Annotated in this window: 25 protein-coding genes, 1 tRNA gene and 2 pseudogenes; 12 read left to right on the top strand and 16 right to left on the bottom strand. The window is 73.1% G+C overall.

Going from position 1 to position 24,535, the window contains the following annotated elements; translation table 11 throughout:
* Window positions 1-225 precede the first annotated feature (225 nt).
* From ACQ86M_RS10175 to ACQ86M_RS10165, 3 genes are all read left to right on the top strand, one after another.
* Window positions 226-1,128 (top strand): thioredoxin domain-containing protein, encoded by a 903-nt coding sequence (locus tag ACQ86M_RS10175; RefSeq protein WP_431245362.1) that lies wholly within the window; start codon window positions 226-228, stop codon window positions 1,126-1,128.
* Window positions 1,129-1,167: 39 nt separating this feature from the next.
* Window positions 1,168-1,243: transfer RNA gene (locus ACQ86M_RS10170), tRNA-Thr, on the top strand.
* 49 nt (window positions 1,244-1,292) lie between these two features.
* Window positions 1,293-1,583 carry a hypothetical protein gene (locus ACQ86M_RS10165; RefSeq protein ID WP_431245361.1) on the top strand — a complete coding sequence of 97 codons (291 nt, stop codon included), beginning with the start codon at window positions 1,293-1,295 and terminating at the stop codon, window positions 1,581-1,583.
* 1 nt (window position 1,584) lies between these two features.
* Here ACQ86M_RS10165 and ACQ86M_RS10160 read toward each other — a convergent pair whose 3' ends face one another.
* On the bottom strand, window positions 1,585-2,073 hold the full coding sequence (locus ACQ86M_RS10160) for a hypothetical protein (protein ID WP_431245360.1): 489 nt from the start codon (window positions 2,071-2,073) through the stop codon (window positions 1,585-1,587).
* A gap of 130 nt (window positions 2,074-2,203) precedes the next feature.
* Here ACQ86M_RS10160 and ACQ86M_RS10155 point away from each other — a divergent pair, with 130 nt between their 5' ends.
* Window positions 2,204-2,791 carry an alpha/beta hydrolase gene (locus tag ACQ86M_RS10155; protein WP_431218589.1) on the top strand — a complete coding sequence of 196 codons (588 nt, stop codon included), beginning with the start codon at window positions 2,204-2,206 and terminating at the stop codon, window positions 2,789-2,791.
* 18 nt (window positions 2,792-2,809) lie between these two features.
* On the opposite strand, the gene ACQ86M_RS10150 is transcribed toward ACQ86M_RS10155, so the two are convergent.
* Together ACQ86M_RS10150 and ACQ86M_RS10145 are read right to left on the bottom strand one after the other, a co-directional pair.
* Window positions 2,810-3,187, bottom strand: a complete 378-nt coding sequence (locus ACQ86M_RS10150) for a PLD nuclease N-terminal domain-containing protein (protein WP_431218588.1) — start codon at window positions 3,185-3,187, stop codon at window positions 2,810-2,812.
* 22 nt (window positions 3,188-3,209) lie between these two features.
* Window positions 3,210-4,754: a carboxylesterase/lipase family protein gene (locus ACQ86M_RS10145; RefSeq protein ID WP_431245359.1), complete on the bottom strand. Its 1,545-nt coding sequence runs from the start codon at window positions 4,752-4,754 to the stop codon at window positions 3,210-3,212.
* Between the two features lie 270 nt (window positions 4,755-5,024).
* Between ACQ86M_RS10145 and ACQ86M_RS10140 the strand changes: the two genes are divergently transcribed.
* Window positions 5,025-5,867: a siderophore-interacting protein gene (locus tag ACQ86M_RS10140; RefSeq protein WP_431245358.1), complete on the top strand. Its 843-nt coding sequence runs from the start codon at window positions 5,025-5,027 to the stop codon at window positions 5,865-5,867.
* Between the two features lie 20 nt (window positions 5,868-5,887).
* On the opposite strand, the gene lepB (ACQ86M_RS10135) is transcribed toward ACQ86M_RS10140, so the two are convergent.
* Window positions 5,888-6,292, bottom strand: coding sequence for a signal peptidase I (lepB, locus tag ACQ86M_RS10135; protein WP_431218585.1), 405 nt, complete (start codon window positions 6,290-6,292; stop codon window positions 5,888-5,890).
* The gene (gene lepB / locus ACQ86M_RS10130; RefSeq protein ID WP_431218584.1) at window positions 6,241-6,621 is read right to left on the bottom strand and encodes a signal peptidase I; all 381 of its coding nucleotides are present in this window, start codon (window positions 6,619-6,621) and stop codon (window positions 6,241-6,243) included. The genes lepB (ACQ86M_RS10135) and lepB (ACQ86M_RS10130) overlap by 52 nt, the downstream gene beginning before the upstream one ends.
* 202 nt (window positions 6,622-6,823) lie before the next feature.
* Here lepB (ACQ86M_RS10130) and ACQ86M_RS10125 point away from each other — a divergent pair, with 202 nt between their 5' ends.
* Window positions 6,824-8,230: a M23 family metallopeptidase gene (locus ACQ86M_RS10125; RefSeq protein WP_431245357.1), complete on the top strand. Its 1,407-nt coding sequence runs from the start codon at window positions 6,824-6,826 to the stop codon at window positions 8,228-8,230.
* A 54-nt stretch (window positions 8,231-8,284) separates the two neighbouring features.
* Window positions 8,285-9,622 (top strand): maltokinase N-terminal cap-like domain-containing protein, encoded by a 1,338-nt coding sequence (locus tag ACQ86M_RS10120; protein ID WP_431245356.1) that lies wholly within the window; start codon window positions 8,285-8,287, stop codon window positions 9,620-9,622.
* A gap of 121 nt (window positions 9,623-9,743) precedes the next feature.
* Here the strand turns inward: ACQ86M_RS10120 and ACQ86M_RS10115 are convergent, their stop codons facing one another.
* The 6 genes and pseudogenes from ACQ86M_RS10115 to paaA all read right to left on the bottom strand — a co-directional run bounded on the left by ACQ86M_RS10115 (window position 9,744) and on the right by paaA (window position 14,223).
* On the bottom strand, window positions 9,744-10,514 hold the full coding sequence (locus ACQ86M_RS10115; protein ID WP_431245355.1) for an enoyl-CoA hydratase/isomerase family protein: 771 nt from the start codon (window positions 10,512-10,514) through the stop codon (window positions 9,744-9,746).
* A gap of 10 nt (window positions 10,515-10,524) precedes the next feature.
* Window positions 10,525-11,612: pseudogene (gene paaE, locus ACQ86M_RS10110) on the bottom strand (1,2-phenylacetyl-CoA epoxidase subunit PaaE).
* Between the two features lie 2 nt (window positions 11,613-11,614).
* Window positions 11,615-12,148 carry a 1,2-phenylacetyl-CoA epoxidase subunit PaaD gene (gene paaD / locus ACQ86M_RS10105; protein WP_431245354.1) on the bottom strand — a complete coding sequence of 178 codons (534 nt, stop codon included), beginning with the start codon at window positions 12,146-12,148 and terminating at the stop codon, window positions 11,615-11,617.
* Window positions 12,142-12,972: a 1,2-phenylacetyl-CoA epoxidase subunit PaaC gene (gene paaC / locus ACQ86M_RS10100; protein WP_431245353.1), complete on the bottom strand. Its 831-nt coding sequence runs from the start codon at window positions 12,970-12,972 to the stop codon at window positions 12,142-12,144. The genes paaD and paaC overlap by 7 nt, the downstream gene beginning before the upstream one ends.
* A 7-nt stretch (window positions 12,973-12,979) precedes the next feature.
* Complete coding sequence (gene paaB / locus ACQ86M_RS10095; RefSeq protein ID WP_431218578.1) at window positions 12,980-13,255, bottom strand: 1,2-phenylacetyl-CoA epoxidase subunit PaaB; 276 nt, start codon at window positions 13,253-13,255, stop codon at window positions 12,980-12,982.
* Entirely contained in the window at window positions 13,252-14,223 is a 972-nt protein-coding gene (paaA, locus tag ACQ86M_RS10090; RefSeq protein WP_431245352.1) for a 1,2-phenylacetyl-CoA epoxidase subunit PaaA, read from the bottom strand. Before paaA ends, paaB begins: the two co-directional genes overlap by 4 nt.
* Before the next feature lie 72 nt (window positions 14,224-14,295).
* Between paaA and ACQ86M_RS10085 the strand changes: the two genes are divergently transcribed.
* Window positions 14,296-14,889 (top strand): TetR/AcrR family transcriptional regulator, encoded by a 594-nt coding sequence (locus ACQ86M_RS10085; RefSeq protein WP_431245351.1) that lies wholly within the window; start codon window positions 14,296-14,298, stop codon window positions 14,887-14,889.
* A 110-nt stretch (window positions 14,890-14,999) separates the two neighbouring features.
* Here the strand turns inward: ACQ86M_RS10085 and paaZ are convergent, their stop codons facing one another.
* On the bottom strand, window positions 15,000-17,054 hold the full coding sequence (paaZ, locus tag ACQ86M_RS10080) for a phenylacetic acid degradation bifunctional protein PaaZ (protein ID WP_431247876.1): 2,055 nt from the start codon (window positions 17,052-17,054) through the stop codon (window positions 15,000-15,002).
* Between the two features lie 48 nt (window positions 17,055-17,102).
* On the opposite strand from paaZ, the gene ACQ86M_RS10075 reads away from it, so the two are divergent.
* Complete coding sequence (locus ACQ86M_RS10075) at window positions 17,103-17,504, top strand: PaaI family thioesterase (protein WP_064109636.1); 402 nt, start codon at window positions 17,103-17,105, stop codon at window positions 17,502-17,504.
* A 45-nt stretch (window positions 17,505-17,549) separates the two neighbouring features.
* Here ACQ86M_RS10075 and ACQ86M_RS10070 read toward each other — a convergent pair.
* From ACQ86M_RS10070 to ACQ86M_RS10055, 4 genes and pseudogenes are all read right to left on the bottom strand, one after another.
* Window positions 17,550-18,343, bottom strand: a pseudogene (locus tag ACQ86M_RS10070) (3-hydroxyacyl-CoA dehydrogenase family protein); the annotation flags it as partial.
* A gap of 46 nt (window positions 18,344-18,389) precedes the next feature.
* Entirely contained in the window at window positions 18,390-19,136 is a 747-nt protein-coding gene (locus tag ACQ86M_RS10065; protein ID WP_431245350.1) for an enoyl-CoA hydratase/isomerase family protein, read from the bottom strand.
* Window positions 19,133-20,317, bottom strand: coding sequence for a thiolase family protein (locus tag ACQ86M_RS10060; protein WP_431245349.1), 1,185 nt, complete (start codon window positions 20,315-20,317; stop codon window positions 19,133-19,135). The genes ACQ86M_RS10065 and ACQ86M_RS10060 overlap by 4 nt, the downstream gene beginning before the upstream one ends.
* Before the next feature lie 253 nt (window positions 20,318-20,570).
* A complete protein-coding gene (locus ACQ86M_RS10055; RefSeq protein WP_431245348.1) occupies window positions 20,571-20,999 on the bottom strand; it encodes an Lrp/AsnC family transcriptional regulator in 429 nt (142 codons plus the stop codon).
* A gap of 127 nt (window positions 21,000-21,126) precedes the next feature.
* Between ACQ86M_RS10055 and pdhA the strand changes: the two genes are divergently transcribed.
* From pdhA to ACQ86M_RS10040, 3 genes are read left to right on the top strand one after another with little or no spacing between them, the layout of a single operon-like run.
* The gene (gene pdhA, locus ACQ86M_RS10050; protein WP_431245347.1) at window positions 21,127-22,203 is read left to right on the top strand and encodes a pyruvate dehydrogenase (acetyl-transferring) E1 component subunit alpha; all 1,077 of its coding nucleotides are present in this window, start codon (window positions 21,127-21,129) and stop codon (window positions 22,201-22,203) included.
* Window positions 22,200-23,234, top strand: a complete 1,035-nt coding sequence (locus ACQ86M_RS10045) for an alpha-ketoacid dehydrogenase subunit beta (RefSeq protein ID WP_431245346.1) — start codon at window positions 22,200-22,202, stop codon at window positions 23,232-23,234. The genes pdhA and ACQ86M_RS10045 overlap by 4 nt, the downstream gene beginning before the upstream one ends.
* Complete coding sequence (locus tag ACQ86M_RS10040) at window positions 23,231-24,526, top strand: dihydrolipoamide acetyltransferase family protein (RefSeq protein ID WP_431245345.1); 1,296 nt, start codon at window positions 23,231-23,233, stop codon at window positions 24,524-24,526. The genes ACQ86M_RS10045 and ACQ86M_RS10040 overlap by 4 nt, the downstream gene beginning before the upstream one ends.
* The last annotated feature ends 9 nt before the right edge of the window (window positions 24,527-24,535 follow it).

The raw sequence follows: 24,535 nt of genomic DNA, 5'->3' as shown, positions 1-24,535 counted from the left end.
GGATGAACGCGTGGCGTCGACGCTCGATGGCGTCGATGCCACGTGGCCATAATATGGCATCTGCGGCCGTGCTCATGACCGCACCCCGTTCAGCGTCCGTCTGGTCGATTCCCAGACTGCCTGGTTACGCTGTCCCGGTTGTGCGCGCCGACGGTGCGCCGCGCGCCGCGTCCCCCGCGCGGCTCGTTCGATCACCTTCAGCAGCATCCGGAAGATATGAGCCCCATGACCGATCCCGACGACAGCCGCCCCGGCGACGTCCGTGCGGCCGCACGGGAGAAAGCACGCCAGCTCCGTGACTCCCACCAGCGCAAGGAGCGCCGTCGACGGGCCGTGATCGGCGGCGGGATAACCGTCGCCGTCCTCGCGGTGCTGGCCATCGTCGCCGTCGTCATCGTCAGCGCCATCCGGCCGCCCGTGCCCGGTCCGAAGAACATGGCCAGCGACGGCGTGGTGGTGGGCTCGGGCCTGAAGGTCAAGACGACCACCGCCCTCGCGCCCGACGCGAAGCCGGTGGCGAGCACGCCCGATCCGAAGGGCAGCACCGTCGACATCCGTATCTACGCGGACTACCTCTGCAAGCTCTGCGGCGATTTCCAGCGCACCAACCTGAAGCAGCTCGAGCCTCTCGTGAAGGACGGCGCGGTGACCGTCGAGATGCACCCGGTCGCGATCTACACCAGCCACTCAGCCGGGACGAAGTACTCGCTGCGCGCGGCGAACGCGGCCGCCTGCGTGGCGAACTACGACCCGAACGCGTTCTGGAAGTTCAACGCGTCCCTGTTCGCGAAGCAGCCGGCCGAGGGCGGCCCGGGTCTCAGCGACCAGGCGCTCAAGCAGCGCGCGTCGGCCGCAGGCGCGGCCAGCACGGGCGAGATCGACTCGTGCATCGACGACGTGCGGTTCAAGAGCTGGGTGACCACCGCCAGCGACCGCGCGCTGAGCGGGCCCATCCCGAACTCCGACGTCTCGAAGATGACCAACGCGCTGCTCGTGCTGGTCAACGGGAAGCCCTACACGGGCTCGCTGACGAGCGCCGCCGACTTCAAGGCGTTCGTGCTGCAGGCGCAGGGGGACGAGTACACGTCGACCGCCAGCCCCACGCCCACGGCGACCCCGGCGCCGTAGCCTCCTGCCCTAGGATGGTGGCGGCGGGTGACCGCCGCCGCCGGCTTAGCTCAGTTGGTAGAGCACTCGCCTTGTAAGCGAGCGGTCGCGGGTTCGAGTCCCGCAGCCGGCTCCATCGCCCCTCCGGCGTCATGTTCCGGGGTCGGGCGGCGTCTCTCCAAGGTGTGACGAACACCCGAACTCCCGACGACCCGATCTTCCGCACCCAGGGCGTCCTCGTGCCCGCCGAGCGGGCGCCGCGCCCCGAGAACGACACCGTCTTCGCGATCGCCGCCGCCCTCGTCGGCGCCACCTGCGTCATCGTGTGCGCGATCGGGGTGATCGCCCTCTGCATCGCGCCGCTCGGCGCGGTCGCGGTGGTGATCGCGGCCGTCGGCGCGGGGGCGCTGGCGACCGTGCTGCTCGCGGGGGGCGTCTGGGCGTGGCGCACGGACCGTTGGGGCCGGGGGCTCTGACTCAGTCGGCGACGGCCCGATCGGCCGCCGCCCGATGGGCCGCCGCCACGCGGTCGGCCGCCGTCGCGGCTCCCGCGAGCAGCAGCCGGTCGAGGGCGTCCTGCGGCGTCGTGGCCGACCGCACCGCCTCGTCCCAGACCCGCTCGTAGGCCTCGTGGCTCACTGCCAGAGAGCGGTTCCCGCGGCGCAGACGCGCCTCATCGGGCGGCGGCAGCCGCAGCAGCCTCTCCCGCAGCAGGAACGGGATGTTGTCACCCGGCGCGATGCCGCGACGGCCGTCGCGCAGCGAGACGACCAGATCGCCGGTCGTCGTCGCGTGCCGCACCTGCGCAACCGTCATCCCGGTGAGGCGGGCGAAGGCGCCGATGCTCACGAGCTCCGGCAGCTTGGCCACGTACTCCTCGGCGATCGCGCTGCGCAGCTGCATCCAGGCCTCCCGTTTCCGGTAGAGGCGGTGGCGAGCAGCCTCCGTCGTCGTGGTCTCAGGCACGGCGTCCCCATCCTTTCGGCATGTCGTTCTACCGATACGGACGCGGCGAGTCGTCACCCATGACGCGGATGCAGCGAGCGCTCAGCCGGAAAGGGTGGACGAACCGGCACAGGCGGGGGTGAATGTGGGTATGCCCTCCTCCCCGGTGCTTCTCCTGCTGCACGGCCGCTACGGCGTACGGGACGACCTGGCGTGGATCGCCGAGCGTGTGCCGGCCCCCTGGCGCACGGAACTCCTGCAGGGGTGGCTGCCGCTCGGCGACCGTTTCGAATGGTTCCAGGTCGCCGATGACGGCCGACTGGGTGCGTCCTCGTCGGACGCCGCCCCGGCCGCGGACCGCCTTCTCGCCTGGATGGACGAGAACGTCGGCGACGCCCCGGTGGGGGCGATCGGGTGGTCGCAGGGCGGTGCCACCGCGCTGCAGGCCCTGCGACGGGCCCCGGAACGCCTCGAGTTCGTCGTGACGCTCGGCGGCTTCACGACGATCGACGGCGAGCGAGGGGATGCGGTGCTCGCGGAGCGCCGACCGCCGGTGTTCTGGGGTCACGGCGCCCGAGACGACGTCATCACCGTCGGTGACATCGCGCGCATGCGTGAGTTCCTGCCGGCGCACTCGACGCTGGAGGAGCGGGTCTACCCGGCGGCAGGCCACGACATCCCTCCCGGGATGGCGGATGACGCGGTTCGCTTCGTCCTCTCGCACACGCCGCCTGCATAGCGGGGGCGAGGGCCGGCCTCAGGCCGGTTCGCCGGCGTCGTTGCGGCGGCGCAGCTCCTCCTCGAGGCGACGGATGCGCCGGTCGCGCTCGGCCTCCTCGATCTCGCGCTCCAGCGCGGCGAGCTGGGCCTCGGTGCTGTCCGGGTCGGCAACGGGATGCCCCGTCGTGGACGGTCGACGGTCAGCCGCGGGCATGCGCAACGTGGGCCGCTGCGCGTGCGGCTCGTACTCCCGGCCGACGGCGAACCACAGCACGCTTCCGATCAGCGGCAGCAGGATGACGATGAAGACCCAAGCGAGCTTCGGCAGGTGGCGCACCTGGTCGTCCCGCCGCAGGATGATGTCGACGAGCGCGACGACGAACAGCGCGAACACGATCAGCGGCAGCAGCACCATGCAGCCGAGCTTAGGGTGACACTCAGCCGAAGGACAGGATCTGCTCGCCCCAGCCTGACCGCAATGCGGCATCCAGGTCCGGTTCCAGCCGGTCGTGCCGGTCGATCACCAGAGTCGCGCGCCCCTCCGCGTCGTACGCGGGCCATCCCACGCCCGGCTCGCCGCCGCGGGCGAAGGCGGTCCAGCGGGATCGAATCCGCGCCGAGACGGCGGACGCCGCCCGCCGGCCGCCGAGCAGGAACGAAGGGTCGTGCGGCAGGCCGCCGAACTCGCCCCAGACATAGGGCAGGTCGGTGGCGTGCGCGGCGCCGATCCCGGTCAGCCGCAGCAGGCGCGGGGCGAAGTCGAAGCGGTAGAGGTAGGTCGGCGCGACCGCCGCGTGACCGGAGGCGAGCCACAGGGCCGGCATGCGGAAGGCGATGTCCGTCGCGACGCGCACACCGCGCGACGAGGGGACGCCGTGGTAGGCGGCGAGCACCTGCTCCCGAGCCGGAAGGGATGCGCCGTCGACCCGCTCCTGCTCCTCGGCCATGGCACGGAACATCCGCTCCAGGGCGGCTCGGCGGATCGGCAGCAGCGGCGACCGCATCAGCCGGAACAGGGTGGCCTCATCGCGGTTCGTCCCGATCACCAGGGGGACGGGCAGCCCCCGCCCCTCGCTCAGCACCGCCAGGGGCGCTTCCGGGAGCACCTCGTCGCCCACGAGAGGCGCGAAGGCGAGCATGCCGGGGTGCTCGCGCGGGATCTCCGCATACACGTCTGCTCCCGCATCGACGATGGCGTCGACGGGGATGCGCCGGAGCGCCTCGCCATCATCCGCTGCGACATCCAGGTGCTCCAGGAAGCGCCGGGCGACCACACCGGAACGCTCCGGGCCGTACATCGACCCGGCGGGCGGGCTCTGCGCGATGGCGCGGTGGAACAGCCCGGCCGCGGCGGGGGACGCGAGCAGGGCGACGACGAGTCCGGCGCCCGCGCTCTGGCCGAAGACCGTCACGGCGTCCGGGTCGCCGCCGAACGCGCGGATGTTCTCCCGAACCCAGCGCAGGGCGAGCAGCACATCCCGGAGCGCGGGGTTCGTCTGCACGCCGCGGACGCCCGCCGAGCCGAGGTCGAGGAAACCGAGCGCGCCGAGCCGGTAGTTCAGGGTCACCACGACGACGTCGCCGGAGAGGGCGAGCCCGTCGCCGTGATAGACGAGCTGGCTGGACGAGCCGAGGGCGTAGGCGCCGCCGTGCAACCACACCATGACGGGCCGGGGGCGGCCGTCGCGCGGATCGGCGGAGGGGCGGACGACGTTGAGGAAGAGGCAGTCCTCATCCATGCGGGGGCCGCCGGGCTCTCCCGGCGCCAGCGGGACGGACGGATTGGGACGCTGCGGCGCCGCGGGCCCGAAGCGCACGGCCTCGGCGACCCCGGTCCAGGGCGCGGCGGGCTCGGGCGCGCGCCACCGCCGCTCCCCGGTGGGCGGCTCGCCGTAGCGGATGCCGCGCCAGACCTGCACGCGTCCGTCGTCGCGGCCGCGGACGGCGCCCGCGGTCGTCATGACGACCGGCCGATCGCTCATGCTCACGAAACTCCCTCCCGTTCCGGACGGAAAGACCGCTTCTCGACATTGTGTACCGGACGCGTCGATCCCGGCAGGCCACAGCCGATCTCCAGGAGTGTGGGGGCGAGGTTAGTGTAGCCTTACCTTAGTCCCGCACCCGTCCGTCCCGACCCGGAAGAACGCCGTGACCATCCTCGCCCCGACCCGCACTGAACGCCCGCGGCCCGCCTACCGGCCGTATCGGGCGACGGTGGCGGAGATCCGGCGGCTGAGCCCCTCTTCACGCGCGTGACCTTCTCCTGCGGCGACTTCGAGCACTTCGGGACCGAGTGCCTCGACCAGCGCATCAAGCTGCTGTTCCCGCTCGCAGACGGAACCTTCTCCGACCTCGGGTTCGACGACGAGGAGTCGCACCTCGCCGGGGACTGGTACGAGCGCTGGCGGCGGCTGCCGGAGCACCGGCGCAACCCGTTCCGCACCTACACGGTGCGCGGGATCGACTCCGCCGGGTGCCGCCTCGACGTCGACTTCGTCGTGCACGGCGACGGCGGTCCGGCCGCCCGCTGGCTGCTCGAGGCCCGGCCGGGCGACCCGCTCGTCGTCATCGGCCCGGATGCGCGGAGCACCCACCGCGGCGTCGGCATCGACTGGCGGCCGGGCGACGCGGGCGAGCTGCTGCTCGCGGGCGACGAGACCGCGGCGCCGGCCATCGCATCCATCCTCGAGTCGCTTCCCGCCGGGCGCCGCGCCCGCGCCTTCATCGAGGTGCCGTCGCCGGGGGATGCGGTGCCGCTGCGGCTGCCCGAGCACGTGAACGTCACGCGGCTGGCGCGCGGCGACTCCGTGACCGGGACGGCTCTCGTGCCCGCCGTGCGGCGCTGGCTCGCCGAGAACCCGCGGGTCGTCGCCGGCGCGGCGGCGGCCGCAGCGCAGCGCCTGGACGATGTGGATGTCGACCTCGAGATCCTCTGGGAGAGCCCGGAGACAGCCGGGGCCGGCTTCTACGCCTGGATCGCGGGCGAGTCGGCGGCGGTCAAGACGCTGCGCCGGACGCTGGTGCGCGATCACGGCATCGACCGGTCGCGGGTGGCCTTCATGGGCTACTGGCGGCGGGGCCGCTCCGAGACCTGAGTCGCCGCTCCCGTCGGCCGTTACTGGTCGTCGCGCTCGACGCCCCGGAACACGTCCGGGTAGTCGTCGAGCCACGACCAGTGGCTGACCGGCCAGCTGATCACGAACGCCTTGCCGACCACGTCGGACAGGGGCACGAACCCCTTGCCCGGATCGTCCATGTGGTAGCGCGAGTCCGCCGAGTTGTAGCGGTTGTCGCCCATCACCCAGACGGAGTCCTTCGGCACGGTGACGTCGAACGACTTCTCGGAGACCGCCTGGACGCCGGCCGGCAGCAGCACGTACGGCTCCTTCAACGGCACGCCGTTCACGCTGAGCTGCCCGAGCGCGTTGCAGCAGCTGATGTGGTCGCCCGGCAGGCCGATCAGGCGCTTCACCAGGTGCTGGTCGGAGTCGGAGGCGCCCAGCCCGACGAAGTCGAGCACGGCGCCGACGCCCTGCTGGACGGCGTTGCCGGTCTGCGGGGAGCGGGCGGCAGCCAGCCGCCCGGATCCTTGAACACGACGACGTCGCCGCGCTGCAGCCCGAACACCTTCGGCTGCAGCTCGTTGACGATGATCCGGTCGTTGATCTGGAGGGTGTTCTCCATCGATCCGGAGGGGATGTAGAAGGAGCGGGCGACGAACGTCTTGATGAGGAACGACACCAGCACGGCGACCACGAAGATGATCACCACGTCACGCAACAGCGTCTTCCAGCTGGACGTGCGCCGGGCGGCTCGTCGCGGGCGCGCGGTGGCTGTACTGTCGGTCACAATCTCTCACCGTAACGTGCCGATGCTGTGAGCCGCATCCAACCCCCTTCGAGTGTCTTGTCCTCGTCTCACGGCGGTGAGAACATCTCACTACGGCCGCGCGGCGCCTGCCGACGGCCGTCCCATCATGCGGAGAGCGTTCGAGGTACCCAGAGCGACGACGCGGTTCGGGGGACCGCGCCTCGTACACGCGTGCGCCGTCGTGGTGCTGATCGCGGGGGCGGTGCTGGCAGTGCCCCAGGCCGCCTCGGCGGAGGAGTGCACGGCGGGATGTGCGCCGGCGCCCACCGAGAGCGCGGCGCCGACACCGGACCCGGCGCCGAGCCCCGATCCGGCGCCGACGCCGGACCCGGCTCCGACGCCCGACCCGACGCCGACTCCCGACCCGGCGCCAGATCCGACGCCGACACCCGATCCGACGCCGACGCCGGACCCGACGCCCACAGCGGACCCGACGCCGACTCCCTCCCCGACGCCCACGCCGACCCCGACCCCGACCCCGACTCCGACTCCCACGCCGAAGCCGACCCCCGCCCCGGCACCCGCGCCCTCGCAGACGCCTCCGCAGCCGGCGACCCCGCCCGCCGATTCCATCACCCTCACCGCGCCCGACCTGCCCGCGTTCACCTCGATCGACCCGGCCCAGCTGCAGCAGGCCGCTCAGCTGGCCAGCGACCTGGCCGCCGCACAGCAGCAGCTCGCCGACGCGACGCAGCAGTCGGCGAGCGCGCAGCGAGAGCACGACCAGGCCCAGACGCTCGCCGACGCGGTGAAGGCGCGGGCCGATGCCGCGCAGAAGCGGGCTGCGGAGGCAGCGGCGTTCGCCTCCGCGCTCATCCGCTCGTCTGGCACGCACCTGCTGACCCAGGATCCGGTGACCGCCGCCCTGGAGGGCCCGGGCGACCTGCTCACAAAGCTCGGAGCGGCCGACCGGCTGGCGGCGCTCTCCGCGAACCGCGAGGCCGCCATCCGCGCAGCCGCCACCGAGAAGAAGGCCGCGGAGAAGCTGGCCCGCGACGCCCAGGGGGCAGCGGACGCCGTGACGGCCATCGACCTCGACGGCAGCCGTCAGGCGGTCGCCGACGCGCAGGCGCAGGTGAACGCCGCCTCGGCAGCGCTCGCCGCGGCTCCGACGGTGATCGAGGCCGGGTCGGGATGGCAGGCACTGACCTCCGACCCGACCGCGGTGGCCGCGGGCTGGGCGCTCCCCGTGCACGGCGTGCTGACCGACGTGTTCGGGCCGCGGCCGTCCCGGCCGCTCGGCACCGACCCGTTCCACCCGGGTGACGACATCGGCGCCGCCTGCGGTACCACCATCTACGCCGCGGCGGCCGGCACCGTCGTGCGGGCCGGTCCGTTCAGCGGCTACGGCAACTACATCCGCATCGACCACGGCGGCGGCGTGGAGACCGCCTACGGCCACATCCGCGACGGCGGCATCGGCGTCACCGTCGGGCAGCAGGTCGCCGCCGGGCAGCCCATCGCGCAGGTCGGCTCCACCGGGCTCTCGACCGGATGCCATCTCCACTTCGAGGTGCACGTCAACGGTCTGCAGATCGACCCGCAGCCGTTCATGGCCGCGCGCGGGGTCGTGCTCGGCACCCGCTGAGCATTCGGTGGCAACCCCTCCGCGTGGACGGGTGACCGGGCGTACGGTTCAGTCATGACCGAACTCACCGAGCTGGTCGGAGCCTGGATGCGGCGCCAGCGCTGGTACTCGACCAAGAGCGTCGAGCCGCGCCTGCGCCTCCTCGCCTCGTTCGACGTCGAACCGGCGGACCCGGACATCCGCATCGTCACCCACTTCTTCTGCGACGACGCGCCGCGCACGCCGCGGGTGTATCAGGTCCCCGTCGTCGCGCGCGCGAGCCGCGACGGCGACGAGGCGGCGCTCATCGGCGAGGCGGGCGGCCGGTACCTCTACGACGCTCCAACCGAGGAGTCGTACGTCGCGTCGCTCGTCGCGCTGATGACCGGCGCCGAGCGGAGCGAGGGCCGGGACGCGCACGCGCAGGGCCACACCCTCGGGGAGCGCCTGGTCGTGCGCTCGTCGCGGCGGCTCACCGGCGAACAGTCGAACACGTCCATCGTCGGAGAGCTGGACGACGGCCGCCCCGTGCTCATCAAGGTGTTCCGGGTGGTGCAGGACGGCGAGAACCCGGACGTGTCCACACTGGCCGCCCTGACCGCCGGCGGCTCGCGCCGAACGCCCGCTCTGCTGGGCTGGCTGACCGGGCAGTGGCCCACCGCCGACGGCGGAACCGCCTCCGGCGAGCTGGCGCTGATGCAGGACTTCGTGCCCGGCGCGGAGGACGGCTGGGAGCTGGCGGTCAGCGCGGCGGAGCGCGGCGAGGACTTCACCGAGCGCGCGTTCCAGCTCGGCTCCGGAACCGCCGAGCTGCACCGGCTCATGGCGGAGGTGCTGCCCACCACCCCCGCATCCCGCGACGATGTGGCGCTCGCCCTGGACGGCATGTTCCGCCGGCTGACGGTCACCACCACGGAGGTGCCGGAGGTCGAGGAACTGCGCGCCGGCATCGCGGCCGTCTACGAGCAGGCGGCCGCGGCGCCGCTACCGCTGCTGCAGCGCATCCACGGCGACCTCCACCTCGGGCAGGTGCTGAACTCGCCGCAGCGCGGCTGGCAGTTCATCGACTTCGAGGGCGAACCCCTGCGTCCCCTCGCCGAACGAGCCCTCCCGGACGCCACCATGCGGGATGTCGCGGGGATGCTGCGCTCCTTCGACTACGTCGCCGGCTCCCTCGCCCAGCGGGACACCCCGATCGACGCGAGCGCCTGGGCGGCCGACGCGCGGCGGGCGTACCTGGCCGGCTACGCCTCGGTCGCCGGCCCGGAGATGGAGGAGTTCGGCCGGCTGCTCGACGCCTTCGAGCTCGACAAGGCGGTCTACGAGATCGCGTACGAGGCGCGCCACCGGCCGTCGTGGATCCCGATACCGTTCGCGGCGGTGCAGCGCCTCTTGGCGGCGCGGGTGAGTTGACCCGCTCCCGCCCCCGCCCCCGCCCCCGCCCCTCGCCCGTCGCCCGTCGAACGGTGAGTAGATGCGCGAATTCGGGACGAGTCGCCGCATGATGTCACCACTCGGCGGGTCGGGGCGGGCGTCAGCGGCCGGTGAAGCCGGGCTTGCGCTTCTCCTGGAAGGCGCGGAAGCCCTCGCGGTAGTCGGCCGTGTCGCGGAGGGCCGCCTGGGCGGCGTTCTCGGCGGCGACGGACGACCACAGGTCGAGCGAGCCGTCGCGGAGGCCCGCCACGATGCGCTTGCTCGCCACGAACGCCTGCGTAGCGCCCGAGGCGGCGGCGGTGGCGGCCGCATCCACCTCGTCCTGCAGCGAGGCGGCGGGGAGCGCCCGCGAGAACATACCGCCCGAGACGGCCTCGGCGCCCGAGAGCAGGCGCCCCGAGTAGATGAGGTCGAGCGCGCGGTGCGGGCCCAGGCGCGAGACGAGGAGCCAGTGGCCGCCGGAGTCGAGGGCCGCGCCCAGGGCGGCGAAGGGGGAGCCGACCTTGGCGTCCTCCGCGACGTAGACCACGTCGGTCGCGATGAGCAGGCCGAGGCCGACGCCGAGGCAGGCGCCCTGCGCGGCGGCGAAGGTCGGCGCGGGAAAGGCCGCGATCTGCTGCAGCAACGGGGTCACCAGGCCGTCGAGGTAGCCGGACACGTCGTCCGTCGCCGGGTCGACGCCGGCGATGTCGCGGCCGGCGCAGAACGAGCGACCCTCGCCGCGGAGGACGAGCGCCCGCACGCCCGCATCCGCGGCCGACGTGTACGCACCCGCGAGCTCGCGGAGATCGTCCGCCCCGAGCGCGTTCAGCCGGGACGGCGCGTTCAGGGTGATGCGGGCGATGCCGTCGGTCACATCCAACTCGATCACGGGCGCCTCCTCAGACGTCGTAGTCGACCACGACGCGGTCGGTCAGGGGATGGGACTGGCAGGTGAGCACGTAGCCGCGCTCCAGCTCCTCCGGTTCGAGGGCGTAGTTCTCGGTCATCCGCACGTCGCCCGAGATCAGGCGGGCGCGGCACGTGCCGCAGACGCCGCCGGTGCACGCGAACGGCACGTCCGGGCGCACGCGCAGGGCGGCGTTCAGCACCGACTCGTTCGCATCCACCGGCGTCGTCACGCTGGAGGTCATGCCGTCGAGCGTGAACTCGATGTCGGCGGTGCGCTCGCCGTCGTGCACGACGACCGGGCGGCCGGTGTCGCCGCGCACCTCGCCCGGCTCGCCGGTGGTGAACAGCTCGAAGTGGATGCGATCCCGCGGCACGTCGTACGTCTCCAGCACGTCACGGCACAGCTGCACCAGCTCGAACGGTCCGCACAGGAACCACTGGTCGACCGTCTCCGGCGGGAGCAGCGCATCCAGCATCCGCCGCAGCCGCTCCTCGTCGATGCGCCCCGACAGCAGGGGGCCGACCGCTGCTCGCGGGAGAGGACGTGGTGCAGCGCCAGGCGCGCGGGGTAGCGGTCCTTGAGGTCGGCGAGCTCCTCCAGGAACATCACGTCGATCGCCGTCCGGTTGGTGTACACCAGGGTGAACCGCGCGCTCGCGGAGCCGGAGAGGATGCTGCCCGCGAGCGCCATCAGCGGGGTGATGCCGGAACCGGCGGCGATGCCGACGATGTGCTGCCCGTCGACGGAGGCCGGGTCGACGGTGAACGTGCCCTGCGGGCTCATCACGTCGATCCGGTCGCCCGGGTGCAGCTCGCTGGTCGCCCAGGTCGAGAAGGCGCCGCCCAGGTCGCGCTTGATGGCGACGCTGATGCGTCCGGGCGACGGCGGCCGGCAGAGCGAGTAGCTGCGGCGCAGCTCCCTGCCGTCGACGAGCGCGCGCAGGGCGACGTGCTGGCCGGGGAGGTAGTCGTACTCGCCGCGCAGTTCGTCGGGCACGGCGAAGGTGACCTCGACGCTGGCCGCGGTGAGCGGCCGCACCTCGGCGACGGGGAGGGTGTGGAAGCGGGCGCGCGCCATCCTCAGAGCGCCTTGAAGTGGTCGAACGGCTCGCCGCAGCCTCGGCAGACGAACAGCGCCTTGCAGGAGGTCGAGCCGAAGTGCGCGACCTCGCGGGTGTCGAGGGAGCCGCAGTGCGGGCACTTCACCGAGAGGCGGACGCTGACCGGACCGGTGGCGGCGGGCGGCGGGGCGATCCCGTACTCCTTCAGGGCGGAACGGCCGGCGGCGCTGATCCAGTCGGTGGTCCAGGCGGGAGAGAGTTCGAGGCGCACGCGCACCTCGCCGAACCCGGCCGCGGTCAGGGCGCGCACCACGTCCTCGCGGATCGCGTCCATCGCCGGGCAGCCGGAATAGGTGGGCGTGATCACGACCTCGACACCGTTGTCGGTGACGGTCACCTGGCGCAGCACGCCGAGGTCGTCGATGCTGAGGACGGGCACCTCGGGGTCGACGACCGAAGCGGCGGCGGACCAGGCGCGCGCGGCCTCCGCGTGATGTGTGTGCGTGTGCGTGCCCGCATGCGTGTGCGTGCCCGCACCGGTGCCCGTCACCATGACGCCCCCGGATGCTGCCGGGCGAGCACCTGAAGCTCCGCGAGCAGCGGCGCCAGGTGCTCGGAGTGCCGTCCGCGGCGTCCGCCGCCGGCGGCGTGGAAGGCCTGCGGAGGCGTAAGCTCCGCCTCGGCGAGCACGGGCGCGGTCTCGGCGTCGAACGCGTCGCGCAGGGTGGAGGGGCGGACGGCGACGCCGTCGAGCTCCGGCGCGTCGAGCAGCGGCTCATCCTGGAACAGCTCGTCCACGTACGGCCAGACGTCCTCCATCGCCCGCAGCGTGCGGCGGCGGGACTCGTCGGTGCCGAGCGCGAGGCGCAGCATCCACTGGTCGGCGTGGTCGCGGTGGTAGTCGACCTCTTTGACCGCCTTGGCCGCCACCCCGGCGAGCACCGGATCGGTGGAGGCGCGCAGCCGCTCGTAGAGCGGGTGGAGGTAATGCGCGGCGGCGAACTGGCGGACGATCGTGTGCGCGAAGTCGCCGTTCGGCTGCTCGAACAGGTGCGCCGAGCGGAATTCGGCCTCATCGCGCCAGTACGCCAGGTCGTCCTCGGTGCGGCCGTCGGCGGAGGCGGCGTACCGGAGCAGCGAGCGGGCGTGGCCCAGCAGGTCGAGGGCGATGTTCGCGAGCGCGACATCCTCCTCCAGCTCGGGGGCGCGGGTGATCCAGGCGCCGAGGCGCTGCGCGAGCACGAGGGCGTCGTCGCCCAGCCAGAGGGCGTACTCGGCGACAGGCCGGGAGGGCGGCGTGTCGGCGGCGACGAACTCCTCCGAGAGCGTGACGGCGCTGAGGAGGATGTGACCGGGCTCGGTCCGCGCGTCGGTCACAGGTGCTTCACCCCTCGGCCGCGGTGTAGTACGTCGCGTGCCGGAAGTTCTTGCCCTCGGGAGAGGTGAAGAACGCATCCTTCGCGTCCGGGTCGCTCGTGGTGATGGCGTCGGCGCGGACCACCCAGATCGAGACGCCCTCGCCGCGGCGGGTGTACAGGTCGCGGGCGTTGCGGACGGCCAGCTGCTCGTCGGGCGCGTGCAGCGAGCCGACGTGCACGTGGCTGAGGCCGCGGGAGGCGCGGACGAAGACCTCCCAGAGGGGCCACGGCTCGGCGGTCATGCGACGGCCTCCGCGTGCTCGGCGGGAGCGGCGGCGGTCTGCGCCGCGGCCCGCTTCTCGGCGTAGGCGGCCGCAGCCTCCCGCACCCAGCGCCCCTCCTCGTGCGCCTCGCGGCGGCGCTGCATGCGCTGGGCGTTGCACGGCCCGCGGCCGGCGATGATCTCCTGCAGCTCGCTCCAGTCGATCTCGCCCATGTCGTACGCCTGGCGCTCCTCGTTCCAGCGCAGGTCCGGGTCGGGCAGGGTGACGCCCAGCGCCTCGGCCTGCGGGACGAGCATCCCGACGAACCGCTGGCGCAGCTCGTCGTTCGAGAAGCGCTTGATGTTCCACGCCATCGAACGGGCGGAGTTGGGCGAGTCGGCGTCCGGTGGGCCGAACATCATCAGCGACGGCCAGTACCAGCGGTCCACCGCATCCTGAGCCATGCGCTGCTGCTCGGGGGTGCCGCGCATCAGGGTGAGCAGGATCTCGAAGCCCTGCCGCTGGTGGAACGACTCCTCCTTGCAGATGCGGACCATCGCGCGGCCGTACGGCGCGTACGAGCAGCGGCAGAGCGGCACCTGGTTGCAGATGGCGGCGCCGTCGACCAGCCAGCCGATCGCGCCGATGTCGGCCCAGCTGAGCGTCGGGTAGTTGAAGATCGAGGAGTACTTGGCCTTGCCATCGAGGAGCTGCTGCGTGAGCTCGTCGCGCGTCACGCCGAGCGTCTCGGTGGCGGAGTAGAGGTAGAGCCCGTGGCCGGCCTCGTCCTGCACCTTGGCCATGAGGATCGCCTTGCGCTTGAGGCTGGGGGCGCGCGAGATCCAGTTCGCCTCCGGCTGCATCCCGATGATCTCGGAGTGCGCGTGCTGCGACATCTGGCGGATGAGCGTCCTGCGGTAGTCGTCGGGCATCCAGTCGCGCGGCTCGATGCGGGCGTCGTCGGCGATGAGCGCGTCGAATGCGGCCTGCTCGGTGGTGGTCTCCATCGACCTCCCCTTTACTTACTGATCGTTCGGTCAGTATATCCCTCACCGCGGCCCGCGTGCCAGACTGAGCGGATGGCGGACACGGCGGATTCGGACACGCTGCGGCGCGGGCGCCCCGGCTACGACCAGCGCGGCATCCTCGAGGTCGCCGTCGCCGCGTTCATCGAGCACGGGTACGACGCCACGTCGATCGGGATGCTCGCCGACCGGCTCGGACTCTCGAAGTCGGCGATCTACCACCACGTCGCCTCGAAGGACGAACTGCTCGGTCTGGCCCTCGACGAGGCGCTCGACGGTCTCGAGGGCGTGATCCGCGCCCCCGAGGCGACCCAGGGACCCGCCGCCGACCGGCTCGCCTCCGTGCTGCGCGGAGCCGTCCGCGTGCTCGCCGACCGGCTGCCGTACGTGACGCTGCTGCTGCGCGTGCGCGGCAACACCGACGTGGAGCGCGCGGCGCTCGAACGCCGCCGTGCGTTCGACCACGCGGTGGCCGCCCTCGTGGCGGAGGCGCGCGACGAGGGCTCGCTGCGGACCGACGCCGACCCGGCCGTCGTCGCGCGGCTCCTGTTCGGCATGATCAACTCGCTCACCGAGTGGTACACCCCCGCCGGCCCGCTGACGCCCGACGACCTCGCCGACACCATCCTCGCGCTCGCGCTCCGCTGATCCCGTCCCCCACCGTCGAGTCCGCGAACGTTGCACGCGACACGCCGCCGCGCCGTGCAAACTTCGCGGACTCGACGGCGGGCGCACCCCGGCGAGGACGGAGGGATCGGCTACTTCGCGACGAGGGTGAGCACGTCGTAGGTGGCGACGAGCTCGTCCCGCTGGTTCAGGATGCGCGCATCCCACCGCACCTCGCCGTAGTCGTCGGTCTCGCGCGGCGTGATCTGCTTCGCGGTCAGCGCGACGCGGATGCTGTCGCCGGGGACGACCGGCGTCAGGAACCGCAGATCCTCCAGCCCGTAGTTGGCGAGCACCGGCCCGGGCTCGGGGTCGACGAACAGCCCCGCCGCCCACGACACGAGCAGGTAGCCGTGCGCCACCCGGCCGGGGAAGAACGGATTCGCCGCCGCCGCATCCTCGTCCATATGCGCGTAGAACGTGTCGCCGGTCGAGGTCGCGAACTCCTCGATGTCGTCGAGCGTCACCCGCCGCGGCCCGGCCTGCACCTGGTCGCCGATGCGCAACGTCGCCAGCGACTTGCGGAACGGATGCTGGTCGCCCGCGTGCGCCACAGCTCCCGGATGCCACACCCCGGTGATCGCGGTCAGCAGGTCGGGCGACCCCTGCAGCGCCGTCCGCTGCATGTGGTGCAGCACCGCGCGGATCCCGCCGAGCTCCTCCCCGCCGCCGGCGCGGCCCGGCCCGCCGTGCACGAGGTGCGGCATCGGCGACCCGTGCCCCGTGGAGGTGCGCGCGTCATCCCGGTCGAGCACCAGGATGCGGCCGTTGTACGCGCCGGAGCCGAGCACGAACGTCCGCGCGAAGTCGGGGTCGTGGGTGGCGACGCTGGTGACCAGCGAGCCGCCGCCGCGCGCGACGAGCGCGACCGCCTCCTCCGCCGTGTCGTACGGCAGGATGCTCGCGACCGGACCGAACGCCTCGATCGTGTGCGCCTCGGGCGTCCACGCGTCGGCGAAGCGCAGCAGCAGCGGGGCGACGAACGCGCCCTCCGGAGCGGCGCCGGTCGTGCCGTCGGCGTGCACCACGGTCGGCTGGTCGAGGCCGCCCAGCACGAGCTCTCCGCCCGCGGCGACCAGCCGCGAGACCTGCCGGAGCACCTCGTCGCGCTGGGTCCGCGACGCCAGCGGTCCCATGGTCACGCCCTCCGCACGGGGATCGCCGATGACGACGCGGGAGGCGATCCGCTCGCGCACCGCGCCGATCACATCGTCCGCGAGCGGCGCCGGCACGATCGCCCTGCGGATGGCGGTGCACTTCTGCCCGGACTTGGCGGTCAGCTCGACGACGAGCCCCTTCACGTACGCGTCGAACTCGGGCGTGCCGGTCACCGCATCCGGGCCGAGCACGGACGCGTTGATCGAGTCGGTCTCGCTGGTGAACCGCACCCCGCCGGTCTGCACGGAGTCGTGGGTGCGCAGCTTCTCTGCGGTGGACGCAGACCCGGTGAAGGCGACGAGGTCTCCGAGCCGCAGGTTCTCGAACAGGTCGGGGACGGCGCCGCAGACCAGCTGCAGCGATCCCTCCGGGAGGAGCCCGGAGTCGACCATGATCCGCACGGCCGCCTCGGCGACGAACGCGGTCGGGGTCGCCGGCTTCACGAGCGTCGGCATGCCCGCCAGGAACGACGGCCCGAGCTTCTCGAGCATCCCCCACACCGGGAAGTTGAACGCGTTGATCTGCACCGCGACCCCGGGCAGGCGGGTGTAGACGTGGCGCCCGAGGAAGCTGCCGTCCTTCGACAGCTGCTCCAGCGGGCCGTCGAGCACGACCTGGGCGTTCGGCAGCTCCCGCCGTCCCTTCGACCCGTACGTGAACAGCGCGCCGATGCCGCCGTCGACGTCGATCCACGCGTCCGCCCGGGTCGCGCCGGACTGCGCGGACAGCGCGTACAGCTCGTCCTTGCGGTCGGTCAGCGCCTGGGCGAGCTGCTTCAGCCGCAAGGCCCGCTGGTGGAACGTGAGCTCGCCGAGGGAGCGCTGCCCGACCGTCCGCGCGTGCTCCAGCGCACCGGCGAGGTCGAGTCCGGCGGTGCTGACCTGCGCGATCGGGGCGCCGGTCGACGCGTCCAGGATGTCGGCGGCGCCCTCGCCTGCGTCGGGGTCGGGCGTCCACCATCCGTCGCGGATGTAGCTGGGCAGGATCATGAGAGGCCTCCGGGAATCGAGGGGCGAGTGGATGCGTATGCTGACCGCATGGCCGACGGCGACTGGACGATCGAACTGGGCGAGCTCGACGTGAAGATGGGGGTGCGCATCCTGGAGCAGTCCGCGGAGCGCGTCGTGGCGACGATGCCCGTCGAGGGCAACCGCCAGTCGTTCGGGCTGCTGCACGGCGGGGCGTCGGTCGCCTTCGCCGAGGCGCTCGGGTCGTGGGCCGCCGTCATCCACGCCGGTCCCGGGCGCAGCGCGGTCGGGGTCGACATCAACGCGACGCACCACCGCTCGGCGCGATCGGGGCTGGTCACCGGCGTGGCCACGGCGATCCGGCTCGGTCGCACGATCGCGTCGCACGAGATCGTGGTGACGGATGAGGACGGCAACCGGCTCTGCACGGCGCGCATCACGAACCTCATCATCGACGCCCCGGATCGGTAGCGCCCGGGTCGCCGGCACCGGGGGCGCCAGCTCCGGCGGCGCTGTCTCCGTCCAGTCGTAGAACCCGTGCCCGGCCTTGCGCCCGAGCATGCCCTCGGCGACCATGCGGCGCAGCAGCTCCGGCGGCTCGAACCGCGGGCCCAGCTCGCGGGCGAGGTACTCGGCGATGTCGAGCCGCACATCCAGCCCGACCAGGTCGGTGAGGTGGAGCGGGCCGACGGGATGCTTGTAGCCGAGCGTCATCGCCGCGTCGATGTCCTTCGCCGTCGCGACGCCCTCCTCGAGCATCCGGATCGCCTCGAGTCCGAGCAGCACACCCAGCCGCGACGAGGCGAAGCCGGGGAGTCGCGTACCGTGATCGCCGTCTTGCCGAGGCCGGCGACCCACCGGCCGGCGGCGCTCGCCGCGGAGGGCGCGGTGGCCGACCCGAGCACGACCTCGACCAGGCTGGAGGCGGGCACCGGGTTGAAGAAGTGCATCCCGAGGAATGCGCCCGGCCGCTGCAGCCCCTCGGCCAGCACGTCGATGGAGAGGGACGACGTGTTCGTGGCGAGCACCGCATCCACCGGCAGCAGGTCCTCGGCGCGGCTCAGCGCCTCGCGCTTGAGGCCGATCAGCTCGGGCACGGCCTCGATGGCGAGCTCCGCACGGCCGAGCGCCTCCCAGGTGACGGTGACGAGCAGCCGCGAGGGATCGGGCGGCAGCGCGCCGCGGCGGACGCTCGCCTCGACCGAGGCCAGGATGCGGTCGCGGGCGTCGGCCGCCGCGGACGCATCCCGCTCGATCACCGCGACGTCGGCGCCGGCCATGACGAAGGCGTGCGCGATCCCCGCGCCCATGCGCCCGCCGCCGATGACCGCGACGCGCTCCGGCAGTATCCCCCGGTCATCGTGCCGCCCTCCGCTCCAGGAACTCGGTCATCCGCCGTCGCTTCTCCGGCGACTCGAACGTCTGCGCCTGCGCCTCCCGCTCGGCGGTGGGATGCTCGGCGAGCGGCGCGCGCAGCACCCGCTTGGTCAGGCGGGTCGCGAGCGGGTCGTTCGCGGCGATCCGGTCGGCCAGCGCATCCGCCGCCGCCATCAGCTCGGCCGGCTCGTGGAGGCTGCTCACCAGTCCGGCGGCCAGCGCCTCGTCCCCGGTGAGGATGCGCCCGGTCAGCACCAGCTCGGTCGCGAGCGGCAGCCCGACCAGCTGGGGAAGCCGCCACAGCGCGCCCGCCGCCGCGATGATTCCGAGGCCCGTCTCCGGGTTGCCGATCCGGAGCCGCGGGGTGCCGATCCGCAGGTCGGCAGCGTAGGCGAGCTCGGCGCCGCCGCCGAGCGCGTAGCCGTCGAGCGCGGCGATGACCGGCATCGGCAGGCCGGCGATGCGCGAGAAGATCGTGTCGTTGATGCCGCGCTCGGCGTCCTCCGCCGTCCGCTCGCGCAGCTCGGCGATGTCGGCTCCCGACGCGAAGACACCGCCGGCGCCGGTGAGGATGAGGATGCGCGGCTCGCGCTCCAGCGCCTCGCACACCTGGTGCAGCCCGTCCACCATCCGCTGATCGATCGCGTTGCGGCGCTCCGGACGATCGAGCGTGACGACCACGCGGTCGGCGCGCTCCTCGATCGCGAGGCTGCGCTCGTGGCTCATACGGCCTCCACGATGAGCGACGTGCCCTGGCCGACGCCGACGCACATCGTCGCGAGCCCGCGTCGGGCGCCCTCGCGCTCCATCCGGCCCAGCAGAGTGACCAGGATGCGCGACCCGCTCGACCCGAGCGCGTGGCCGAGGGCGATGGCGCCGCCGTCGGCGTTGACGGTCGCGGGGTCGAGGCCGAGGCGGCGGATGCAGGCGAGGGCCTGGCTGGCGAAGGCCTCGTTGAGCTCCACGGCGTCGAGGTCCGACACCTCGAGCCCCGCCCGGGCCAGCGCCTTCTGCGTCGCGGGCACCGGCCCGAGGCCCATCACCTCGGGGGCGACGCCCGCGCTCGCGGCGGCGACGATCCGGGCCCGGGGCGTCAGCCCGTAGCGCTCGACGGCCTCGCCGCTCGCGACGAGGATCGCGGAGGCTCCGTCGTTCAGCGGGGAGGCGTTGCCCGCGGTGACCACGCTGCCGCCCGCGACCACCGGCTTCAGGCGGGCGAGCGCATCCATGCTGCTGTCGCGGCGGATGCCCTCGTCGGCGGTCACCGCGCCGGACGGCGTCTCGACCGGCAGCAGCTCGGCGCCGAACCGTCCGGCGTCGGAGGCGGCGGCGGCCCGGCGGTGGCTGTCGAGGGCGAACGCATCCGCCTCCTCGCGGCCGATGCCGTCGATCCGGGCGACCTCCTCCGCCGTCTCGGGCATCGTGTAGGTCGCCTTGTCGCGGGCGAGGAGTCTCGGGTTGGTGAAGCGCCACCCGATCGACGTGTCGAACTGCGGCCCGGGCTTCGCGTACGCGCGCTCGGGCTTCGCCTGCACCCACGGCGCCCGGGTCATCGACTCGACTCCGCCCGCGACGACGAGGTCGGCATCCCCGGCGCGGATGGCCTGCGCGGCCTGGATGACGGCGGTGAGGCCGGATGCGCACAGCCGGTTGACGGTCATCGCCGGGACCTCGTCGGGGAGTCCGGCGAGGAGCACGGCCATGCGGGCGACGTTGCGGTTGTCCTCCCCGGCCTGGTTCGTGGCGCCGAGGATCACCTCGTCGAGGGCGTCGGCGGGTGCGGCCGCGCGGCGGACCGCCTCGGCGACGACGAGCGCGGCGAGGTCGTCGGGTCGCACGCCGGCGAGTGCGCCGCCGTAGCGGCCGACCGGGGTGCGGACCCCGCCGACGAGGTAGGCCTCCGCCATCGCGCTCTCCCTCGAACCCGGCGAATTACCGAACGATCGTTCAGCAATGTCATCGTCGCAGAATCCAGACCCTCGGGCAACCCGGCCGCGCGCGCCTCCCACTCGTGCGATTTGTGCCAAATCGCGGTTATGGCGCTCGCATTCCCGACATTTGGCACAAATCGCCGCCCTTAGCACGCGGGATTCGTCACGAATGGTCGCTTTGCGCGGCGCAAAGCGACCATTCGTGACGAATCCCCGCCCCGGACCCGCGTCAGCGGAGGTCGTGGTCCTCGAACACCAGCGACGTCTTGGTGTCCCGCACCGACGGGATGCTCGTCAGCTCCTCCAGCACCACGCGCCGCAGGTCCTCGTTGTCGCGGGCCCGCACCAGCAGGATGACGTCGAAGTCGCCGCCGACCAGCGCGAAGTGCTCCACCTCCGGGATGCCGCGCAGCCGATCCCGCAGGTCGTGCCAGTCCGCCTGCTCCACCCGCAGCGTCACGTACGCCGACGACGCCCGGCCGGAGAGCCGCGGGTCGACCTTCGCCGTGAAGCCGGTGATCACGCCGTCCGCCATCAGCCGCGACAGCCGCGCGTACGCGTTCGCCCGCGAGACGTGCGCCGCCTCGGCGACGGAGGTGATGGAGGCGCGGCCGTCGGCGCGCAGAGCGTCCAGGATACGTACGTCGATGTCGTCCATGGTGCTGGACAGTCTGGCACCGAAACCGCGCCCGCGCATCCGTCCGTCTCGTCTTGCCCGGACCCGTAGCGCTGGACGTCCGGCGAAGTCACCATGAAGGGGAGCGACGTCTTTCGAAGGAGAACAGATGCACGCGGACGATCTGCTGCCCGGCGACACCCCGCTGCGGCTCATCGACCAGGACGGCCGGCCCCACCCCGACGACCGCCACCCGATCCCGTCCACCGCCACCCTGCTGGACGGCTACCGCCGGCTCGTGCTGGCCCGCCGCATCAACGACCAGGCCGACGCCCTGGTGCGTCAGGGCCGCCTCGCGGTCTACCCGTCGTCGCACGGGCAGGAGGCCTGCGAGGTCGCCGCCGCGATGGTGCTCGGCGAGCAGGACTGGCTCTTCCCCACCTACCGCGACGCGGTCGCCGTCATCGAGCGCGGCGTCGATCCGTTCGAGGCCTTCGTTCTGCTGCGCGGCGACTGGCACTCGGGATACGACCCGAACGCGCACCACGTCGCGCCGCAATCGACCCCGCTCGCGACCCAGCTGCTACACGCGGTCGGCTTCGCGCACGCAGCCCGCCTGCGCGGCGAGGACACCGTGGTGCTGGCCATGTGCGGCGACGGCGCGACCAGCGAGGGCGACTTCCACGAGGCGCTCAACTTCGCGGCGGTGTTCCACCTGCCGGTCGTGTTCCTCGTGCAGAACAACGGGTACGCGATCTCGGTGCCGCTCAGCCGCCAGACCGCCGCGCCGAGCATCGCGCACAAGGGCATCGGGTACGGGATGCGCGGCCGCCTCGTCGACGGCAACGACCTGGCCGCGCTGCTCGCCGTGCTCGGCGAGGCGGTCACCGAGGCGCGCGAGGGCGGCGGCCCGACCCTGGTCGAGGCGCTGACGTACCGCATGAAGTCGCACACCAACGCCGACGACGCCACGCGCTACCGCACCGCCGACGAGGTGGAGCGGTGGGTCGCCCGCGACCCGTTGCTCCGGCTGCGCACGTGGCTGACGGCGCAGGATGCGCTGACGGAGGGCGACGACGCCGAGGCGCACGCCCACGCCGAGCGGATCGCCACCGAACTGCGCACCGCCGTCATGGCCGACGCCGAACCGCATCCCGAGGACCTCTTCGCCCACGTCTACGCGACGCCCACCCCGCAGCTGCGCGAGCAGGCGCAGCAGCTCGCCGCCGAGGAGGCCGCACGATGACGCTCATGCACGACGCCCCCGCCGACGCCGCCGGAGACCACCGCGGCGCACCGGCCACCCTGACCATGGCGCAGGCCCTCAACCGCGCCCTCGCCGACGCGCTCGCCGCCGATCCGTCCGTCGTCGTCTTCGGCGAGGACGTCGGGCCCCTGGGCGGCGTGTTCCGCATCACGGACGGCTTGACCGCCCGGTTCGGCGAGAGCCGCTGCTTCGACACCCCGCTGGCGGAGTCCGGCATCGTGGGCACCGCCGTCGGCATGGCCATGAACGGGATGCGCCCCGTCGTCGAGATGCAGTTCGACGCCTTCGCGTATCCCGCGTTCGAGCAGATCGTCGACCATGTCGCCAAGATGGGCAATCGCACGCGCGGCGCCGTCCGCCTGCCGTTGGTGATCCGCATCCCGTACGCCGGAGGGATCGGCGGCGTGGAGCACCACTCCGACTCGTCGGAGGCGTACTACGTGCACACGCCCGGGCTGACCGTCGTGTCGCCGGCCACGCCGCAGGATGCGTACGGCCTGCTGCGTGCCGCGATCGCGCATCCCGACCCCGTCGTGTTCCTCGAGCCGAAGAAGCTGTACTGGTCGACCGGCGAGGTGGATACGGGGGCCCCGCTCCCGGAGATCGGACGCGCGCGGGTCGCCCGGGAGGGCGGCGACGCGACGCTGATCGCCTACGGCCCCTCCGTCCCCGTGGCGCTCGCCGCCGCCGAGGCCGCCGCCGAGGAGGGACGCGAGCTCGGCGTGATCGACCTGCGCTCGCTCGTCCCCTTCGACGACGAGACGGTGTGCGCCGCCGTCCGCGCAACGGGACGCGCGGTGGTGATCGCCGAGGCGCCCGGTTTCGCGAGCATGGCCGCCGAGATCGCGGCCCGCGTCTCCGAGCGCTGCTTCCACCACCTCCTCGCGCCGGTGCGCCGCGTGACCGGCTTCGACACCCCGTTCGCGCCCCCGAAGCTCGAGAGGTTCTACCTGCCCGATGTGGACCGGGTGCTGGATGCGGTGGATGCGCTGCAGTGGGAGGACGCATGACCACCCGCACCTTCACCCTCCCGGATCTCGGCGAGGGACTGACCGACGCGGAGCTGGTCCGCTGGCTGGTGGCCGTCGGTGACACGGTGACCACCGATCAGCCGATCGCCGAGGTCGAGACCGCCAAGTCGGTCGTCGAGGTGCCGTCGCCGTACGCCGGAACGGTCGCGGCGCTGCACGGGGACGAGGGGGAGACCATCCTCGTCGGCGCTCCGCTCATCGAGGTGGAGGAGGCGGCGGCCACGGCCGCGTCGTCGTCGTCGTCCGGTGGCAGCGGCCAGGTGCTCGTCGGCTACGGCACGACGTCGCATGGCGGCCGTCGCGGACGCGTCGCCCGCGGGTCGACGATCACGGCGGAACGTCCGTCGGCGCCCCCGCGGATCGTGCCGGTCGTCTCGCCGGTGGTGCGTGCGCTGGCGCGGAGCCACGGCATCGACCTCGCGACGCTGCGGCCGAGCCGGCCGGACGGCGTCGTCACGCGGCGGGATGTGGAGGCGGCGTTCGCGACGGCGCCCGCGGCGGCAGCGCAGCCCGCCGCCGCGCATCCCGACGCCACCACCGACTCCCGCACCGGTCTCGCCGTCCACGCGACCACGCCGTTCTCCCGCCTCCGCCGAACCGTCGCCGAGACGATGACGCGCAGCCGGTCCGAGATCCCCGAGGCGACCGTCTGGGTGGATGTGGACGTCACCGAGCTGTGGGACGGCCGCCGCCGCCTCGCCCGGGACGGCCGCGCCCCCTCCCTCCTCTCGTTCGCCGCGCGCTTCGCCCTGGCGGCGCTCGCGCGGCATCCCGAGCTCGCCGGCCGCGTCACCGCCGACGGCCAGGGCCTCGTCACCTTCGAGGGCGTCAACCTCGGTTTCGCCGCGAACACCGACCGCGGGCTGCTCGTGCCGGTGATCCGTCGCGCCGACCGTCTGTCGGTGCGGGAACTCGACGCCGAGCTCGACCGCCTCGCCCGCGCCGCCCGCGAGGGGACGCTGCCGCCGGCCGACCTCGCCGGCTCGACGTTCACGATCAACAACTACGGCAGTCTCGGCGTCGACGGCAGCGCGGCGATCATCAACCACCCCGAGGTCGCGATCCTCGGCCTGGGCCGGGCCATCGAGCGGCCGTGGGTGGTGGACGGGCAGGTGGTGCCCCGCCGCATCCTGCAGCTCTCCCTCGTGTTCGACCACCGGGTCACCGACGGCGGCGTCGCGGCGGGCTTCCTGCGGGAGGTCGCGGACGCGATCGAGTCGCCGCTCGGCGCCCTCGCCGACCTGCCCGGCGCTGTCGGGGGCCGGGCGTAGGGTGGCTCG

The sequence above is a fragment of the Leifsonia xyli subsp. cynodontis genome (assembly GCF_050632205.1).
GTDB lineage: Bacteria > Actinomycetota > Actinomycetes > Actinomycetales > Microbacteriaceae > Leifsonia > Leifsonia xyli_D.
This window is presented reverse-complemented; position numbering and strand designations above follow the sequence as displayed.

Bases quoted from the DNA above. Each gene is read 5' to 3' on its own strand.
- ACQ86M_RS10175 (WP_431245362.1), top strand. From the start codon at position 226: ATGACCGATCCCGACGACAGCCGCCCCGGCGACGTCCGTGCGGCCGCA.
- ACQ86M_RS10155 (WP_431218589.1), top strand. From the start codon at position 2,204: ATGCCCTCCTCCCCGGTGCTTCTCCTGCTGCACGGCCGCTACGGCGTA.
- ACQ86M_RS10150 (WP_431218588.1), bottom strand. From the start codon at position 3,187: ATGGTGCTGCTGCCGCTGATCGTGTTCGCGCTGTTCGTCGTCGCGCTC.
- ACQ86M_RS10145 (WP_431245359.1), bottom strand. From the start codon at position 4,754: ATGAGCGATCGGCCGGTCGTCATGACGACCGCGGGCGCCGTCCGCGGC.
- ACQ86M_RS10120 (WP_431245356.1), top strand. From the start codon at position 8,285: ATGACCGAACTCACCGAGCTGGTCGGAGCCTGGATGCGGCGCCAGCGC.
- paaD (WP_431245354.1), bottom strand. From the start codon at position 12,148: ATGGTGACGGGCACCGGTGCGGGCACGCACACGCATGCGGGCACGCAC.
- paaB (WP_431218578.1), bottom strand. From the start codon at position 13,255: ATGACCGCCGAGCCGTGGCCCCTCTGGGAGGTCTTCGTCCGCGCCTCC.
- paaA (WP_431245352.1), bottom strand. From the start codon at position 14,223: ATGGAGACCACCACCGAGCAGGCCGCATTCGACGCGCTCATCGCCGAC.
- ACQ86M_RS10085 (WP_431245351.1), top strand. From the start codon at position 14,296: ATGGCGGACACGGCGGATTCGGACACGCTGCGGCGCGGGCGCCCCGGC.
- paaZ (WP_431247876.1), bottom strand. From the start codon at position 17,054: ATGATCCTGCCCAGCTACATCCGCGACGGATGGTGGACGCCCGACCCC.
- ACQ86M_RS10075 (WP_064109636.1), top strand. From the start codon at position 17,103: ATGGCCGACGGCGACTGGACGATCGAACTGGGCGAGCTCGACGTGAAG.
- ACQ86M_RS10065 (WP_431245350.1), bottom strand. From the start codon at position 19,136: ATGAGCCACGAGCGCAGCCTCGCGATCGAGGAGCGCGCCGACCGCGTG.
- ACQ86M_RS10060 (WP_431245349.1), bottom strand. From the start codon at position 20,317: ATGGCGGAGGCCTACCTCGTCGGCGGGGTCCGCACCCCGGTCGGCCGC.
- ACQ86M_RS10055 (WP_431245348.1), bottom strand. From the start codon at position 20,999: ATGGACGACATCGACGTACGTATCCTGGACGCTCTGCGCGCCGACGGC.
- pdhA (WP_431245347.1), top strand. From the start codon at position 21,127: ATGCACGCGGACGATCTGCTGCCCGGCGACACCCCGCTGCGGCTCATC.
- ACQ86M_RS10045 (WP_431245346.1), top strand. From the start codon at position 22,200: ATGACGCTCATGCACGACGCCCCCGCCGACGCCGCCGGAGACCACCGC.
- ACQ86M_RS10040 (WP_431245345.1), top strand. From the start codon at position 23,231: ATGACCACCCGCACCTTCACCCTCCCGGATCTCGGCGAGGGACTGACC.